The 17,485-nt window shown below is 43.8% G+C and carries 16 protein-coding genes and 1 riboswitch; of the genes, 1 reads left to right on the top strand and 15 read right to left on the bottom strand.

Annotated features, from left to right (window positions below; translation table 11 throughout):
- Positions 1–477: 477 nt before the first annotated feature.
- From purD to E2626_RS16090, 14 genes are all read right to left on the bottom strand, one after another.
- Entirely contained in the window at positions 478–1,734 is a 1,257-nt protein-coding gene (gene purD / locus E2626_RS16155; RefSeq protein ID WP_134383059.1) for a phosphoribosylamine--glycine ligase, read from the bottom strand.
- A gap of 450 nt (positions 1,735–2,184) precedes the next feature.
- Positions 2,185–3,717, bottom strand: coding sequence for a bifunctional phosphoribosylaminoimidazolecarboxamide formyltransferase/IMP cyclohydrolase (gene purH / locus E2626_RS16150; RefSeq protein ID WP_134383057.1), 1,533 nt, complete (start codon positions 3,715–3,717; stop codon positions 2,185–2,187).
- Positions 3,714–4,304, bottom strand: coding sequence for a phosphoribosylglycinamide formyltransferase (gene purN, locus E2626_RS16145; RefSeq protein WP_134383055.1), 591 nt, complete (start codon positions 4,302–4,304; stop codon positions 3,714–3,716). Before purN ends, purH begins: the two co-directional genes overlap by 4 nt.
- Positions 4,301–5,332: a phosphoribosylformylglycinamidine cyclo-ligase gene (gene purM, locus E2626_RS16140; protein ID WP_134383053.1), complete on the bottom strand. Its 1,032-nt coding sequence runs from the start codon at positions 5,330–5,332 to the stop codon at positions 4,301–4,303. Before purM ends, purN begins: the two co-directional genes overlap by 4 nt.
- A 250-nt stretch (positions 5,333–5,582) precedes the next feature.
- The gene (purF, locus tag E2626_RS16135; protein ID WP_134383051.1) at positions 5,583–7,004 is read right to left on the bottom strand and encodes an amidophosphoribosyltransferase; all 1,422 of its coding nucleotides are present in this window, start codon (positions 7,002–7,004) and stop codon (positions 5,583–5,585) included.
- Positions 6,989–9,202: a phosphoribosylformylglycinamidine synthase subunit PurL gene (gene purL / locus E2626_RS16130; RefSeq protein WP_134383049.1), complete on the bottom strand. Its 2,214-nt coding sequence runs from the start codon at positions 9,200–9,202 to the stop codon at positions 6,989–6,991. Before purL ends, purF begins: the two co-directional genes overlap by 16 nt.
- Positions 9,186–9,872: a phosphoribosylformylglycinamidine synthase subunit PurQ gene (gene purQ, locus E2626_RS16125; protein ID WP_134383047.1), complete on the bottom strand. Its 687-nt coding sequence runs from the start codon at positions 9,870–9,872 to the stop codon at positions 9,186–9,188. Before purQ ends, purL begins: the two co-directional genes overlap by 17 nt.
- Positions 9,869–10,123 carry a phosphoribosylformylglycinamidine synthase subunit PurS gene (gene purS, locus E2626_RS16120; protein WP_134383045.1) on the bottom strand — a complete coding sequence of 85 codons (255 nt, stop codon included), beginning with the start codon at positions 10,121–10,123 and terminating at the stop codon, positions 9,869–9,871. Before purS ends, purQ begins: the two co-directional genes overlap by 4 nt.
- A complete protein-coding gene (gene purC / locus E2626_RS16115; protein WP_134383043.1) occupies positions 10,120–10,836 on the bottom strand; it encodes a phosphoribosylaminoimidazolesuccinocarboxamide synthase in 717 nt (238 codons plus the stop codon). Before purC ends, purS begins: the two co-directional genes overlap by 4 nt.
- A 206-nt stretch (positions 10,837–11,042) precedes the next feature.
- On the bottom strand, positions 11,043–12,338 hold the full coding sequence (purB, locus tag E2626_RS16110; RefSeq protein WP_134383041.1) for an adenylosuccinate lyase: 1,296 nt from the start codon (positions 12,336–12,338) through the stop codon (positions 11,043–11,045).
- Complete coding sequence (gene purK / locus E2626_RS16105; protein ID WP_134383039.1) at positions 12,335–13,483, bottom strand: 5-(carboxyamino)imidazole ribonucleotide synthase; 1,149 nt, start codon at positions 13,481–13,483, stop codon at positions 12,335–12,337. The genes purB and purK overlap by 4 nt, the downstream gene beginning before the upstream one ends.
- Positions 13,480–13,968, bottom strand: coding sequence for a 5-(carboxyamino)imidazole ribonucleotide mutase (gene purE / locus E2626_RS16100; RefSeq protein WP_134383037.1), 489 nt, complete (start codon positions 13,966–13,968; stop codon positions 13,480–13,482). Before purE ends, purK begins: the two co-directional genes overlap by 4 nt.
- Before the next feature lie 234 nt (positions 13,969–14,202).
- Positions 14,203–14,303, bottom strand: a riboswitch (purine riboswitch).
- Between the two features lie 70 nt (positions 14,304–14,373).
- Entirely contained in the window at positions 14,374–14,568 is a 195-nt protein-coding gene (locus E2626_RS16095) for an NETI motif-containing protein (RefSeq protein WP_134383035.1), read from the bottom strand.
- Positions 14,549–15,118 (bottom strand): DUF2179 domain-containing protein, encoded by a 570-nt coding sequence (locus tag E2626_RS16090; RefSeq protein WP_134383033.1) that lies wholly within the window; start codon positions 15,116–15,118, stop codon positions 14,549–14,551. Before E2626_RS16090 ends, E2626_RS16095 begins: the two co-directional genes overlap by 20 nt.
- Before the next feature lie 161 nt (positions 15,119–15,279).
- On the opposite strand from E2626_RS16090, the gene E2626_RS16085 reads away from it, so the two are divergent.
- On the top strand, positions 15,280–16,224 hold the full coding sequence (locus tag E2626_RS16085; RefSeq protein ID WP_134383031.1) for a Gfo/Idh/MocA family protein: 945 nt from the start codon (positions 15,280–15,282) through the stop codon (positions 16,222–16,224).
- 45 nt (positions 16,225–16,269) lie between these two features.
- Here E2626_RS16085 and E2626_RS16080 read toward each other — a convergent pair whose 3' ends face one another.
- Entirely contained in the window at positions 16,270–16,929 is a 660-nt protein-coding gene (locus E2626_RS16080) for a type 1 glutamine amidotransferase domain-containing protein (RefSeq protein WP_134383029.1), read from the bottom strand.
- Between the last annotated feature and the right edge of the window lie 556 nt (positions 16,930–17,485).

The following is a 17,485-nucleotide window of genomic DNA, read 5'->3' as shown; positions in this document are numbered from 1 at the left end:
CTAAAAGTTTTAAATAATTAATAATTTCTGTTATGAACCTATATTATCACTAGCTAGCGAGCAAATAAATAGTTATATATACCTAAATATTCTGACTTTTTCAACATTAAATTTATGTTACAATATTTCGTTTGTTTCATTTTGCTGAATATTGGTACGCAGATTGGCGAATTTGCTGATTTAACTCGTAGTAAGATATCGCTCTCAGTGCCGGAGACCCAGTCAGATCTTGACCGCAAACCGGACATACCCACCTTTCTCTTGAGCCGCTGCTATAGGATGAACGCGTGCACTTGGAACATTCTTTTCGCACCATGTAATCACCTCTTTTGTTCTTTATAGAGAATATTTGTATTCTCATTATAAGACAAGTTGAGTTAATTACAAGATTCAAAAATCCTCTTTACAGGTGCAAAAAGAATGTATTCCAACCAGATACTCTTAATAACTCCATTTTAGTTATTTTATTAGAAAATTCTAACTTCTTTCCAATGCTTTATTACCAATATCTTTTCTGTAGAAAAATGCATCTGTCGAAACAGCTTCAAGTGCCTGATAAACTTGTTTTCCAGCTGCTGCAACACTATTTCCGGCACATGCTGCGAGCAATACTCTTCCACCGTCTGAAACAATACCTGTGTCTGCCTTTTTCGTACCCGCATGATAGAAAAATGTGTCTGCTTTGAGTAAGTCATTCAGCGGCTGTTCTTTTTTATACTCCCCTGGATAGCCTTCTGAAGCGATAACAACTCCAACAACAGTGTCGGATGACCATTCTGTTTTTACCGCTTTACCTTGCAATAAGTCTAACAGGAGTGTCGCCAGGTCAGATTTTAAACGGTGAAGCACCACTTGTGTTTCCGGATCACCAAAACGTGCGTTGAATTCGATCACTTTAGGACCATCTTCAGTCAGAATAAGTCCTGCATACAACACACCAGTGAAAGGCAAATCTTCTTTTATCATTGCCTGGACGACTGGTTGAATAATATCAGTCATCGCTTTTTCCTCAGTTTCATCCGGCAGGTGCCTGACAGGAGAATACGCGCCCATACCGCCCGTATTAGGTCCTTCATCATTGTCATATGCCCTTTTATGATCCTGGGCAAGAGCAAGTGGAATAATCGCCTCACCGTGTACGAGACACATGAACGAGAACTCTTCACCATCCAGAAAGTCTTCAACCACAATTTTCGCAGATGATCGTCCGAATCGGTTATGTTCAAGCATATCCTCAGCTGCCGCCAATGCATCTACTTCAGTCGTTGCCACGACAACCCCTTTGCCTGCAGCAAGTCCATCTGCTTTGATCACAATCGGTGCACCTTTTTTCTTTATGTAGGCAGACGCCTCCTGATAGTTCGTGAACGTTTCATATCCTGCCGTTGGAATGTTATATTTTTTCATTAATTCTTTTGCGAATGCTTTACTTCCTTCAATTGCAGAAGCTTTCTTAGTCGGTCCGAATACTTTCAAACCCTCAGCTAAAAATAAATCAGTCAGTCCTTCAGCTAGAGGCTGTTCAGGTCCAATCACCGTTAGTGCAATATTGTTCTTTTTTGCGAACTCAATTAATCCCTTTTGATCTGTCTCCGTTATGTTCACACACTCGGCATGCTCTGCAATTCCGGCATTTCCCGGCGCACAAAATAGCTTACTGACTGCCTCATCCTTTGAAAATTTATAACAAAGTGCATGTTCACGTCCTCCACGTCCAACTACGAGTACATTCATTTGTATTCCTCCTATCTTATTTAAAAGCCTCTGTTAAGGTTGGCTGTTGATTTCCGCTTCAGGCGGATGCTTTCTGCGGCCGGACGCAGGAGTCACCGCCTTACGCTCCAATCACCAGCTGTACATAAACAATGAACATTGACACAGCTTATTGAAAAAGAGCCGGCTTCAAAGAGAAGCCGGCTAAAAATATTCTGTAAGCGGCTTTGACATGGACCTCTTACGCAAATAGAAAAGTTTCGTTCATACATACTTAAAATAACTCTAAAGAGCGCTAATCCCTTTCCTATGCACAGCGTTGATCGCAATGGAAGGCGGCGACTCCTGCGGAAAAACGATCGGGAAAGACCCCGGAAAGCAGTGGTTTTCTGCCTGACCTGAGCGTTCGTCCGCGGAAAGCGTCCGCCTGGAATGGAGATCAAACGCCATTCTTCACAGAGATAATCCGAATTAATGTTTAAAGTGGCGTACGCCAGTCATAACCATGGCAATACCATACTCATCAGCTTTCTTAATCGAATCTTCATCTTTAATTGACCCGCCCGTTTGAATAATGGCAGTAATACCGGCTTTTGCAGCCGCTTCAACTGTATCATCCATTGGGAAGAAAGCGTCTGAAGCCAATGCAGCACCCTGTGCGCGAATGCCTGCCTGTTCAAGCGCAATTTTTGCTGCGCCCACACGATTCATCTGGCCTGCACCAATACCTAGCGTCATGTCAGGTTCAGCTACAACAATTCCATTCGACTTAACGTGCTTCACCACCTTCCAGGCTGTCTTCATCGCTGCCCACTCTTGTTCTGTAGGCTCACGCTTGGTTACAACTTTTAACGTCGCATCCTCAAGCGTATATCGGTCCTGATCCTGGACGAGCAATCCACCTTCAACTGAAGTATAGATATATTCATGCTTTAAATGGCGATCAAACGGTACTGTAAGCAATCTGATGTTCTTCTTTTTCGTCAGAATTTCCAGTGCATCTTCTGTAAATGCAGGTGCAATGACGATTTCAAGGAAAATCTCAGAAAGCTTTTCAGCAGTTTCTTTATTCACACCTCGGTTAAATGCGATGATCCCGCCAAAAATAGATGTGGAATCAGCTTCAAACGCACGCTGGTATGCTTCCTGTGGACTATCACCCGTGCCTACTCCACATGGATTCATATGCTTAACGGCTACTGCCGCCGCCTGGTCGAAATCTTTTACGATCTGAAGTGCAGCATCAGCATCTTTTATATTATTATAAGAAAGTTCTTTTCCATGGTGCTGTCTTGCATGAGCGATTGAAAACTCTGAGCCCAGTGGATTACGGTAAAATGCTGCTTTTTGATGCGGGTTTTCTCCATAGCGCAGATCCTGTTTGCGTTCATAGGTAACCGTGATGCGTTCAGGGTTTTCCTCCCCGGATTCTTCTGTTAAGTACTGTGCGATATAGGCATCATAAGCAGCAGTGTGTCTGAAAACTTTTGCTGCCAGACGCTTTTTAAAAGCTGGTGATACTTCACCTGTTTTCAGCTCATCAATGACTTTTTCATAATCTTCCGCATCAACTACAACTGTCAGATATGCGTGGTTCTTCGCAGCAGCTCGAAGCATCGTTGGGCCGCCAATATCAATATTTTCCACAGCGTCTTCAAATGATACATTCGGTTTCACAATTGTCTGCTGAAAAGGATAAAGATTGACACAAACAAGATCAATTGCTTCAATTCCCTGTTCTGCCAGCTGACGCTGATGATCAGGCTGATCCTGTTTCGCCAGCAGCCCACCGTGGATGGATGGGTGCAGTGTTTTTACACGACCTTCCAGTATTTCAGGGAAACCTGTCACTTCTTCTACAGCTTTCACTTCAACTCCATTATCAGCAAGCAGTGTTTTCGTACCGCCTGTTGAAAGAATTTCATATCCAAGTGATTGAAGCTGTTCTGCGAATTCTACAATGCCTGCTTTATCAGACACACTGATTAATGCTCGTTTTTTCATTTTGATTCCTCCAATGCTTCAGCAAATAGCTGGTTGAGTGTTTCAGGATATAATCGGTGCTCAATGCCGTGAATCACCTGCTCAATTTCTGCTCTGCCCCATCCGTCCGGAATTTTAAACGGTTCCTGAACAATCACAGGTCCTGTATCCATTCCCTCATCAACGTAGTGAATGGTAACCCCCGTCACTTTCATGCCGCTGTCAATCGCTTGTCCGAGTGCATCTTTCCCAGGAAAAGCAGGGAGCAGTGAAGGATGAACATTTACGATACGCTTCGGATATGCCTGAAGGAGTACGGAACCGACGAGCCTCATATACCCTGCTAATACCAGCCATTCTACTTCTTTTTCATGGAGTTTTTCAAGAATTGCAGTTTCATATTCAGATTTGGTCTGAAAGTCTTTCGGCCTGAGAGCACAAACATCTATACCAAGAGATTTCGCTCTTTCTACAGCAAAAGCATCTGGTTTATCCGTCACCAGAAGCACGAGTGAACCTTTTAGATTGCCAGCACGAACTGCCTGCGCGATCGCCTCAAAATTACTGCCGCTGCCTGATGCAAATACAGCGAATTTGACTTCACTCATATAAAACGTACCTTCTTTCCGCTTTCTCCCGTCACACGACCAATCTCATAACTCTTTTCGCCTGCATCTGCAAGCTTTCTCTGAACGGCTGCTGCATAATCTGAACGCACTGCGAATACGAAACCGATCCCCATATTAAACACGCTGAACATTTCCTGATCTGACAGTTCTCCGGTTTTCTGAATGAGATCAAATACCGGAAGCACAGGCCAGCTGTAGTTGTTCACTTCTATTGAAGTTCCTTCAGGCAGCATGCGTGGGAGATTTTCATAGAATCCGCCTCCAGTTACATGGGCCATACCAGTAATTTCGCCCGCCGCCAGTGCAGTTTTTACAGCTTTCGGGTAAAGACGTGTAGGTGTCAGCAGCAGTTCTCCAAGCGACACTTCAAAGCCATCCGGATGATCATTTAACTGCATGTTGTGTTGCTCAAGCAGTACTTTTCTGACCAAAGAATAGCCATTGCTATGGATTCCGCTTGAAGGCAGACCGATCAGAACATCCCCGGGTTGAATCGCATGACCAGTGATAATATTGCTTTTTTCGGCTGCCCCAACTGCAAACCCAGCCATGTCATACTCGTCCTCTGCATACATACCAGGCATTTCTGCTGTTTCGCCGCCGATTAAAGCACAGCCGGAATCTACGCACGCATCTGCAATTCCTTTTACAAGCTGTTCGATTTTTTCAGGATCTGCTTTCCCCACTGCCAGATAGTCAAGGAAGTAAAGAGGTTCTGCACCTTGTGCTGCAATGTCGTTCACACACATCGCTACACAGTCAATGCCGATCGTATCGTGCTTATCCATCGCGAAAGCTAGCTTCAGCTTAGTTCCGACTCCGTCTGTTCCTGAGATCAGGACTGGTTCTTTGTAGTTCAGGGCTGAGAGATCAAACATGCCGCCAAAGCCGCCGAATGCGCCCATGAGGCCTGCGCGTTCTGTGCGTTTGACGTGTTTTTTCATGCGTTCTACTGCTTCGTATCCCGCTTCAATATTAACTCCGGCCTGTTTGTAGGCATCAGACATGAATTTTCCTCCTTGAATACGCTGTTAAGTTTAATACTCTGGCGTGTGATCTGCGTTCCAGGCGGATGCTTTCCGCGCGGCGTGCGCTGAGCCTCCTCGAGCTAAAGCTCTGCGGGGTCTCAGCTGTCACGCTTATCGCGCCGGAGTCACCGCCTTCCACTCCGATCAACGCTGTAGATTTGACAATTATACTAATTAAACCTGACTCCACCTTCAAACTTGAAAGTGTTAGAAAAGAAATTAAAACATATCAACGTGCAAGTTCTTTTTCGTATGGGTGCAGTGTATCCGGGTAGATCTCTGTTGGGTATTTGCCCGTGAAGCATGCGAGGCAGTGACCTCGGTTTTCGCTTTCATCTTCTCTGCCGATTGCTTTTACAAGTCCTTCCACACTTAAAAATGATAGGGAATCGGCACCGATTTGATTTCGAATTTCTTCAATTGAATGCTTAGATGCAATCAGTTCCTCGTGACTGCTTGTATCAATCCCGTAAAAACAAGGGTTTTTGATCGGCGGTGAGCTGATAACGACATGTACTTCTGTAGCGCCTGCTTCTTTTAACATTTTTACGATCCGTCTGCTTGTTGTACCGCGTACGATTGAATCGTCTACCATAACAACACGCTTGCCTTCAACGACGCCACGTACAGGTGAGAGTTTCATTTTGACACCCTGCTCGCGAAGCTCCTGTGAGGGCTGGATAAAAGTACGCCCAATGTAACGGTTTTTTATTAATCCCATTTCGTATGGAATTGAAGCTTCTTCAGCATAACCGATCGCAGCTGAAATACTTGAATCAGGTACACCTGTCACAACATCTGCTTCAATTGGAAATTCATTCGCAAGCTGTTTGCCGAGACGTTTTCTTGCTGAGTGAATATTGATTCCGTCAATGTCACTGTCAGGTCTTGAGAAATAAATGTATTCCATTGAACAGATCGCACGGTTTGTCGCATATGAAAACCGCTCTGAGCGGATACCTTCATCGTTAATAATGAGCAGTTCACCCGGCTCAACTGACCGGATGACTTCAGCGCCTATGATATCAAATGCACATGTCTCAGATGCTACTGCATAACCGTCACCGACTTTTGCAAGCGTCAGCGGTCTTAGACCATGCGGGTCCAGTGCCACCATTAATTCAGTTTCAGTCATAATCACAAATGCATATGCTCCTTTTAACATGGTGAGTGCATTTTTCACACGTTCTTCAAGTGATGCATACCCGCTTCTTTTAATCAGGTGGGCAAGGACCTCAGTGTCAGAAGTTGTTTGAAGGATGCTTCCCTGGCGCTCAAGCTGGTGCTTTAACTGGTTTGCATTCACCAGATTGCCGTTATGAGCAAGCGTCAGCGTACCGCTCTGAGAACGGAAGACAAGCGGCTGAACATTTTCATAGCCTCCGCCACCTGCCGTTGCATAACGGACGTGACCAATCGCGCCATGTCCTTTAAGCTCATCAAGCATCTCCTGTGTGAACACTTCGGTTACCAATCCTTCACCCTTAGTAAAAGTTAAATTTTCTCCGTCAGTAGCAGCAATTCCCGCTCCTTCCTGACCACGGTGCTGCAGGCTTTGAAGGGCATAATACGTCATTTGTGCTGCCTGTTCATGCCCCCAGACGCCGAATACACCACATTCCTCATTTAATCCTTTTAGTTCAGCAAGCATGGGATCGCTCCTCTCCAGCTTTCTTCGAATTTTTCAACTGGCTGGTCGATCACAGCAGTTCCATTATGCACGACTTTTAATACAGGCTGTGCCGTTACTTCTCCGATTTTCTTCGCAGCTGTCAGTTCTTCAAACGCCTGTTCATGTTCAGGTTTCACCGACACAATGAAACGTGATTGAGTTTCACTGAATAATGCCGAAATAACAGAGCCTTCTGTCTGCGCAGTAACGCCAAGTCCTGAACCAAATGCTGACTCAGCAAGTGCTACTGCAAGTCCGCCTTCAGCCAGATCATGTGCGGATTGTACGAGTCCCTGTTGTATCGCTGTTAAAAGTGCCTGCTGTCTCTCCAGCTCCACTGTTAAATTAATTTCCGGCGCTTTTCCCGATATCTCTCCTGCAGTCAGCTTTTGCAGCTCGCTTCCGCCAAACTCAGTTTTCGTGTCACCAATCAGATAGACAGCATCTCCAGCCTGTTTAAAGCTCTGAGTCGTAATATGTTCAAGCTTTTCAATCAGTCCTACCATTCCAACTACCGGCGTTGGGTAGACTGCTGTTCCATTTGTTTCGTTATATAAAGATACGTTTCCGCCAATGACAGGTGAATTCAATGTCCGGCAGGCTTCACTCATACCATCTACGGATTTTTCCATCTGCCAGAAAATCTCCGGCTTATCCGGGCTGCCAAAGTTCAGGCAGTCTGTAATCGCAAGTGGACGTCCGCCAGAGCAGACAATATTACGTGCAGCTTCTGCAACCGCAATTTTCCCGCCTGTCTCAGGGTCCAGATACAGATAGCGTGAGTTGCAGTCTGTTGTCATTGCAAGCGCCTTTTCAGTGCCGCGAATTCGCAGTACAGCTGCATCAGATCCTGGTGTAACAACTGTGTTTGTACGTACCTGGTAGTCATACTGATCATACACCCATTCTTTACTTGCAATCGTTGGCTGCTTTAATAGTGCATGAAGCGTTTCTTCCATATTTTCTACTTCAGGTTCTGTATTTTCAATCGCCTGAAATTCACGATAGTAAGCAGGCTCAGTTGAAGGTTTATGATAAACCGGTGCATCTTCAGCAAGCGCATCGACTGGTACATCTGCAACAACATCTCCTGCATGCACCAGGCGCAGACGCTTATCGTCCGTAACCGTTCCAACAGCCACTGCATCCAGGTCATATTTATGGAACAATTCCTGGATTTCTTTTTCGCGTCCTTTTTCAATGACGATCAGCATACGTTCCTGTGATTCAGACAGCATCATTTCATATGCAGACATACCGGTTTCACGCTGAGGTACGAGGTCAAGGTTCATTTCAATACCTGAACCGGCTTTACTTGCCATTTCAGCTGATGAACTTGTAAGTCCTGCAGCACCCATATCCTGAATCCCGATGAGCGCATCGTTTTTGATCAGTTCGAGACAGGCTTCAAGCAGCAGCTTCTCCATAAATGGATCGCCAACCTGAACGGCTGGTCGCTTTTCGTCCGAGTTTTCACTCAGTTCTTCAGAAGCAAAAGTAGCACCGTGAATCCCGTCACGACCTGTTTTAGCACCAACATACATCACAGTATTGCCGACACCTTTTGCCTGGCCTTTTTGAATGTCATCATGATTGATCAATCCTACACACATTGCATTAACAAGCGGATTGCCTTCATATGAACGGTCAAATTGTACTTCTCCGCCCACAGTCGGAATTCCAATGCAGTTCCCATAGCCCGCGATACCGGCTACTACCTGCTCAAATAAGTACCGAACACGAGGAGAATCCAGTTCTCCAAAGCGTAAGGAATTGAGTATCGCAATGGGTCTTGCTCCCATTGAAAATACATCACGGATAATGCCCCCCACACCCGTTGCTGCTCCCTGGTAAGGTTCGATCGCAGATGGATGGTTATGACTCTCGATTTTGAATGCCACTGCCTGGCCGTCTCCAATATCAACAATTCCAGCTCCTTCTCCCGGTCCCTGAAGTACCTGTTCACCTGTTACAGGAAATTTCATCAAAAGAGGCTTGGAGTTTTTATAGCTGCAGTGCTCTGACCACATGACTGAAAATAATCCGAGTTCTGTATAGTTAGGCAGTCTGCCCAGGATTTTTTCTACAAGGCTGAATTCTTCGTCTGTCAGTCCCATTTCGAGGTAGATTTTTTCATCCTTGATTTGCTGTTCAGCCGGTTCAAGCAGTAACGACATGAGAGTCCCTCCAGTGTTTTACGATTGATTGAAACAATTTAAGACCGTCTGCACTTCCTAAAAGCTTGTCCACCGCACGCTCAGGGTGAGGCATCATACCAAGTACGTTCCCTTTTTCATTGGTGATCCCTGCAATTGAAAGCAAACTGCCATTTGGATTGTCATTCGCATAGCGAAATACGATCTGATTATTTTTTTCAAGCTGTTTTAACGTTTCTTCGTCACAGAAATAGTTTCCTTCTCCGTGAGCGACAGGTACTGTAATGCGCTCATTCGGCTGGTAAGCCTTCGTGAACATTGTTTCGTTATTGACAACTTCAAGTTCGACAGGACGACAGATAAATTTTAATCCCTGATTGCGAAGCATAGCGCCCGGCAATAAACCTGATTCAAGGAGAATCTGAAATCCATTACATACGCCAAGTACAGGCTTCCCTGCTTCAGCTGCCTTTACAACTTCATTCATCACATTCGAAAAGCGTGCGATGGATCCTGAACGCAAGTAGTCGCCGTAAGAGAATCCACCCGGCAGTAAAATACCGTCGAATTGTTCTAAATCAGCTTCATCATGCCAGACATACTCAACTTCCTCGCCAAGTTCATCCTTTACTGCATGATACATATCTATGTCACAGTTAGATCCCGGAAATACGATGACCGCAAACTTCATTGTGTAACGGCCTCCTCCACTTCAAACTCATAGTTCTCAATAACTGTATTTGCGAGCAGCTTCTCGCACATTTCTTTCACTGCTTCTTCAATTGGACGATCAGACGGTTCAATTAAAAGCTCCAGGTATTTTCCGATTCGCACGTCCTGCACTTCATGGTAATTCATTGCATGAAGCGAATTCTTTACTACTGTTCCCTGCGGATCAAGTACACTTTCTCTTAACGTTACATGAACTTTTACTTTTATCATGATTTGACGCCTCCCAGTCGGTTTAATACCTTTTCATAAGCTTCTGTCAGACTGCCCAGATTTCGTCTGAACACATCTTTATCCATCTTCTCGCCTGTTTCAATATCCCAAAGTCTGCACGTGTCAGGCGAAATTTCATCCGCCAGCAGCACCCGCCCGTTTTCATCACGTCCAAATTCAAGCTTAAAATCTATTAAATCGAGACCGATTTCTTTAAAAAATGCGGTCATGACCTGATTAACCTGAAGCCCTTTTTCCTTTAAAAGAGAAAGCTCTTCAGCTGAAGCAAGTCCAAGTACTTCAATGTGATCTTCATTAATGAGCGGATCACCGAGATCATCGTCCTTGTAATACCACTCCACAATTGTTTTCGGAAGCTTAGTTCCCTCATCCAGACCAATCCGCTTTGCCAGCGTTCCTGCTACTGTACTTCTGACAACCACTTCAATTGGAATGATCTCAACTGCCTTGACAAGCTGTTCGTGATCTGAAATCTTCTTAATAAAGTGAGAGTCAATTCCTTCAGCTTTCAACTTCTCGAACAGAAGGCTTGTAATCAGGTTATTCAGCACACCTTTACCAGCAATCATTTCTTTCTTTTCACCGTTAAATGCGGTTGCTGAGTCTTTATATTCAATCCATAGAACGTCTTTTTGATCTGTCTGATAGAGTCGTTTTGCTTTGCCTTCGTAGAGGAGCTGTTCTTTTTTCAAGTGGATTTCATCCTTTCGAATGTCGGAATATTGGGATTATTCTGGATAATTTATTATTGCTCTATACCCGTCGACCTTCGTTTCAGGCGGACGCTTTCCGCAGGGACGGCGCTGAGCCTCCTCGAGCTAAAGCTCTGCGGGGTCTCAGCTGTCCGTCTTCTCCTGCTGGAGTCGCCGCCTTACACTCCGGTCAACTCAGAGTGTAATTATAAAAGTCCAATACGCTTGAAGACTGTATCTACATGCTGCAGGTGGTAGGTGTAGTCGAAGCAGTCTTCGATTTCTGCCGGTGACAGTTTCGACGTAATTTTTTCTTCTGATTCAACAAGCTCCCGGAAGTGAACCTGTTTTTCCCATGCTTCCATTGCTTTTGGCTGGACTGTGTCATATGCCTCTTCACGTGACAGGCCTTTGTCAATCAGTGCGAGTAATACGCGCTGTGAGTAGATCAGACCGAGTGTACGGTCCATGTTGCGCTTCATATTTTCAGGGAACACTGTCAGGTTTTTGACGATGTTACCAAAACGGTTCAGCATGTAATTTAGTGCGATTGTTGCATCCGGTAGAATGACACGTTCAGCTGATGAGTGTGAGATATCTCGTTCATGCCAAAGTGGTACATTCTCGTATGCTGTCTGCATGTAACCTCTGATCAGGCGGGCAAGTCCCGTCATGTTTTCAGAGCCGATCGGATTTCTTTTATGTGGCATTGCTGAAGACCCTTTTTGACCTTTTGCAAAGAATTCCTCAACTTCACGCGTTTCACTCTTTTGAAGGCTGCGGACTTCAACAGCGAATTTTTCAATTGAAGTCGCGATCAGTGCAAGTGTCCCCATGTAATCTGCGTGGCGGTCACGCTGCAGTGTCTGAGTAGAAACCGGAGCAGGTGTTAAGCCGAGCTTTTCACATACGTAAGATTCAACAAATGGATCGATATTGGCATAAGTACCAACTGCACCAGACATTTTTCCGAATTCAACGCCGTCTGCTGCGCGCTTAAAGCGGTCAAGGTTACGCTTCATCTCTTCATACCAGAGTGCAAGCTTCAGTCCGAACGTCGTTGGTTCAGCGTGGACACCATGTGTACGACCCATCATCACTGTATCTTTATGTTCTTTTGCTTTTTCAGCTAAAATCTCTACAAAACGCTCAAGGTCTGCAAGCAGTATTTCATTTGCCTGTCTAAGCAAATATGAAAGTGCAGTGTCTACAACATCAGTTGAAGTCAGTCCGTAGTGAACCCACTTCTTTTCATCGCCAAGCGTCTCAGAAACCGCTCTTGTAAATGCCACTACGTCATGGCGCGTTTCTTCTTCGATTGCTTTAATGCGGTCTACATCAAATGATGCGTTCTCGCGGATTTTCTTTACATCTTCTTTCGGAATATCACCAAGCTCTGACCATGCTTCACATGCCAGAATTTCAACTTCAAGCCATGCTTCAAAACGGTTCTGCTCAGTCCAAATCGCACCCATCTCAGGTCGCGTATAACGTTCAATCATCGTTGTGCCTCCTTGACTGCAGGGGTCCAGACGCCTGATGCTTCAATTTCTTTCAGCGTCTTATTAATATCATCTGTCAGTATTGTGATATGCCCCATTTTCCTGTTAGTTTTCGCTTCGTCTTTTCCGTATAAATGAAGTGACCAGTGTGGATAAGCATCTATAGCCGTTAATACTGGCTCGACGTGCTGTCCAAGGACATTAATCATGACAGCCGGCTTAAGTAGCTCAGATGGTGCCAGAGGCCAATTTAAAACTGATCTGATATGCTGCTGGAATTGTGATGATGAACTTGCCTCAATTGAGTAGTGTCCTGAATTATGCGGCCTTGGTGCCAGTTCATTCACATATAACTCTCCAGCTTTTCCGACAAACATTTCAACAGCAAGCGTTCCAACCAGCTTTAGCTGATCAGCTACCTGTTCAGCCAGTCTGGCTGCATTCACTTTTACATCTTCACTTACTCTTGCGGGAACAATTGAAGTGTGTAAAATCTGGTTGATGTGAATATTTTCAGCAATTGGCTGTGTGACCGTTTCACCTCGTGCGTTGCGGTGAATGATCACTGAAATCTCACAATCAAAATCAACAAATGCTTCTAAAATACACGTTCCATTGTTCTGAATCAGCTTTGCTGCCTCAGAAAGATCATCTTCACTATTCAGCTTTACTTGTCCCTTACCATCATATCCACCTGTGATTGTCTTCAATACCATCGGAAAAGCGAACGTTCCTATCATATCATATAATCCTTGTTCGTTTTCTATGATCTTATAAGAGGCTGTCGGAACATCTGCTCTTGTCAAAGTATCCTTTTCAAACTGACGGTTTTGTGTGATTTTTATCAGTTCAGCTCCCTGGGGAACATGAGCTTTTTCTGCTAAACGTTTTAGAGATTCATAATCTATATTTTCAAATTCATAAGTAATGACGTCACTGAGTTCTGAAAGTTCTTTCAATCCTTTTTCATCATCATATGAAGTCTGGATCGTATAATCAGCAACCTGTGCACACGGACCATTTTCAGAAGGATCAAGGACTGCAATGCGAAACCCAGCTTCTTTTGCAGAAAGTGCCATCATTCTGCCCAGCTGTCCGCCCCCGATAATACCAATCACTGCGGGTGGCATAATCATTTGGTTCATACGAGATCACCACTGCTTTCAAGAACTTTTTCTTCACTCTTTTTTCTCATTTCAGCAAGTCGTTCAACCAGAGAATCATCAAACGCTGACAGCATCTGAGCAGCCAGAATACCTGCATTAGCCGCACCGGCATCACCAATTGCCACAGTCGCAACCGGCACACCGGCTGGCATTTGTGCGATGGATAGGAGTGAGTCCAGACCATTTAATGCTTTAGACTGAATAGGTACACCGATCACCGGAAGTGTTGTTTTTGCTGCTACCATGCCCGGCAGATGTGCTGCTCCGCCTGCTCCTGCGATAATCACTTTAATGCCGCGTGATCTCGCTCCTTCAGCAAATGAAAACATGAGATCAGGTGTGCGGTGTGCACTGACTACCTGTTTTTCGTAAGGCACCTTCAGTTCATCTAATTTTTCACATGCTTTTTTCATTGATGGCCAATCTGACGTACTTCCCATAATGACGCTAACCAGTGCTGACATCCTCTCACTCCATCCCGGTTTTTTCTTTAATAATCGCTGCTGATTTCCGTGCAGGACTCCGCTTCCCTGCCCCCGGGCAGGAGTCTCCGTCCTCCACTACAATCAACAGCTGAATCTGATAAATGAATTAAAAGTTATAATAATTACAAATAAAAAAATCAGCAGTTTTCTTTCATTAGTAATAATGAAGGAAAGCTGCTGACAAATGTCAGGAGACCTGCAGAAAATGCGGGTGTGCCTGACTCTTTCCCTCATAGTCCTGTCATTTACGGTGCAGGGTAGAAACTTTCGGGCCATATTCCCGATTTTATATGAGGCCGTTCATTCAATTGATTTCGTAATCATCATAACAAGCTGACATCAGAACGTCAACATGATAAGCGAACATTATTTTTTCTGAACATTTCATTGTTCGCTTTTTAGGCCTTGAAACCTGATTTTTTGTTTGACTGGTTCCTGTTTTACAGAAGTTCCATCTTTTACTTCCTTAAAAACAGGTTCTTCCATTCTTCTTACTGGCGTATATCCTTCGTTTGCCATTCTATCCAGACAGTCTCCAATCGTCTCGTGTTCTTCAACGTCAAACCACTTTTTGCTCATTCTTTTTTTCCTCCTGAGACATTCTTCTCTTCACACTCTTTACCCAGAAGCCCCCATGAATCGCTTTAGGTTCGTATGAAATCATAAACGCCTTCGGATCAATTTCTTTGATTCTGTCGTATAACTTTAATTCATATTTTCTAGGCGTTAATATTTGCATTGCAAAACGATCTCCTTCAAGACCGTTTGCTTCCCAATCCGTCACACCGTAACCCAGTTCTCTCAGTTTTCTAGGAAGCTCCAGTCCATTATCTGTCGTGATCACATTAACTGTAATATATCCAAGCGCCAATTTCTCTTCGATCTTCATACCGATAATCACACCCAGACCATACCCTAAAGCATAGGCAATCAGGTTTTGAATCTCGTTTAAATTATCTAAAACCAATCCCAGACCCACTACATATATGACGACCTCTACCATGCTGACACCTGCAGCATAATAGCGATAGCCCTTTAATGTTAAAATCATTCGAATAGTAAAAAACGTGACATAAAAAATATTGATCGAAAAAATAATCGCTACCATCATTAAGCTGTTCTCAAGCAATTTTTCTTCTCCTCTTTTCCGATATTTTCAAATCCTAAAAGCAATCCTACTAGCCATAGAGAAAAATGTAAAGTACATTCTGTCTCAATTCATGAACTTTTAGATATTTCGCGTTTCGAAGTGCTATAATCTATTTATCATCTGATACAGGAGTGGAGAATATGAAAGAATTATCAATTGGTATGATTGGACTTGGTGCAATTGGACAACGGCTTATTCCAGCCTTTCAACAGCATGAAGGTTATACAATCTCAGCAATCAGCGATACAAATAAAGCTTTAATGAAAGACACTACACAAACACACGCGCTAAAAGCAATTCAATATACAAAAGCAGAGGAAATGATTGAATACGGCGCTCTTGATGCCATTTACATAGCCGTTCCTCCTAAATTCCATTATCATTATGCACTGATGGCTGCCAAACACGGAATTGCAATTCTATGTGAGAAGCCCCTTGCCAACTCTTTAGAAGAAGCTGAAGAAATGACCTCAGCCGTTAAAAACGCAAACGTCATTAATGCAATCCACTTCCCGCTTCATTACAGCAATGAAGTTGCACTACTAAAAGAAAAGCTGACTGAAGTTGGTGAGATTCAAAGAGTTGAATTAACAATGAGGTTTGAAACATGGCCCCGTTTCTGGCAGCAAAACGAATGGATCGCAAAACGTGAACAAGGTGGTTTCATCAGAGAAATCACGCCCCATTATATACAATTAACGAATCAATTATTTGGTGACATGGCCATCTCAGCTAAAGAAACCAAATATCCTGATAGTCAGGATGCAAGCGAAACAAGCGTGCTTGCATTTGGTCATGCTGGTCCAATTCCATTTTTAATAAATGGGCAAAGTGGAATTGGGATGAAAGATGATCTGACTTACAGAATCTACGGATCAAAAGGCATCATTTCTCTGGATCAGTGGTCAGAGCTTAAATTCGGTACTGCAGAAAAGCCCCTTGAATTAATTCAGGAACGCTCTGCATCTGCGTCAGAATCACTTCTGACAGCATTCCATCATGCAATCGTAACCGGTCAGTCCTCTAATCTCGTTTCATTTGAAGAAGGAACGGCAGTACAAAAAGTCTTTGAACAACTGCTTTAATCAACAAAAGCGCAAATCCTGATGGATTTGCGCTTTTACATTCTATTATAATACTTTCACAAATGCTTCAGCAGCTTTTTGGCTTGACTGTGGATTTTGACCAGTAACAAACTTTCCATCAGTCAGTACATGCTCCGCCCAGTTACCCTGAGTGACATAATGGGCACCCTGCTCTTCAAGCTTAGTCTGCAGCATGAACGGCATTAGAGAATCCAATCCTGTTTCTTTTTCCTCTTCATTCGTGAAACCTGTCATTTTCTTGCCCTTCACTAAATAAGTTCCATCAGATAGCTCTACGTCTACAAATCCTGCAGGACCATGACATACAGCTCCGATCGCTTTATTGTTTTCAGCGAAATGCGCCAGTGCATCCTGAAGCTGCGGTTCATTAGGCAGATCAAACATTGTGCCATGTCCACCAGGAAGGAAAATACCATCAAAGTTTTCAAACACTACATTTGATAACTTTTCAGTGTTCTGAATCTCTTCTTCAGCTTCTTTCCACTCCGAAGGATTTTCACTGTCATCTAAGCTATTCGGATCAAGCGGAATACCGCCGCCTTTAGGGCTTACTACTGTTACCTCATAACCGTTCTTTTTAAATTCAACGTAAGGTTCAGCAAATTCTGATAGCCATAAGCCTGTTGGGTGATCTTTATCAATTTCACTCGTATTCGTTAATACCATCAATACATTTTTACTCATTTTTAACATACCACCTTTTCGATAATGGATATTATCTTGTCTCACTTTAATAAGATACCCTCTCATCAAATCATTAAACGAAATCAACTTAAATTATGACCTATCTCACACTTGTTGAAAATTATAGATTGGATCGTGTAATACGAATGAAGGAATCATCCTTCTAGCTGAAGAATAAATCGGGATCGATAATGGAATTCTCTGAGCTGCTGAAGGAATTCAGGATACTTTCTTACTTAATGAAGGAATTATTCGAGGGATTGATGGAATCCTGCTGAGAAAAAAAGGAATGGTGATAGCGCTTTGATGGAAAAGATAATCAAATGAAGGAATATTATTTTTTTGATCCTCCAAACCTGGCACTGGATGCACTAAGGTCACTGTCCTTTTGCCTTTCATGCCCTTAAGTCTCGGGCCCTTTGCGTTTCATGCCTCTCAGGATCCTGTCCCTTATAATCATTCAAACACAAAAAAAGCCCTCCCACACAGGGAAGACTTTCTGTTTGCCTAGCGACGTCCTACTCTCACAGGGGGAAACCCCCAACTACCATCGGCG

Origin of the sequence: Jeotgalibacillus salarius (assembly GCF_004405125.1) — a bacterium.
GTDB lineage: Bacteria > Bacillota > Bacilli > Bacillales > Jeotgalibacillaceae > Jeotgalibacillus > Jeotgalibacillus salarius.
This window is presented reverse-complemented; position numbering and strand designations above follow the sequence as displayed.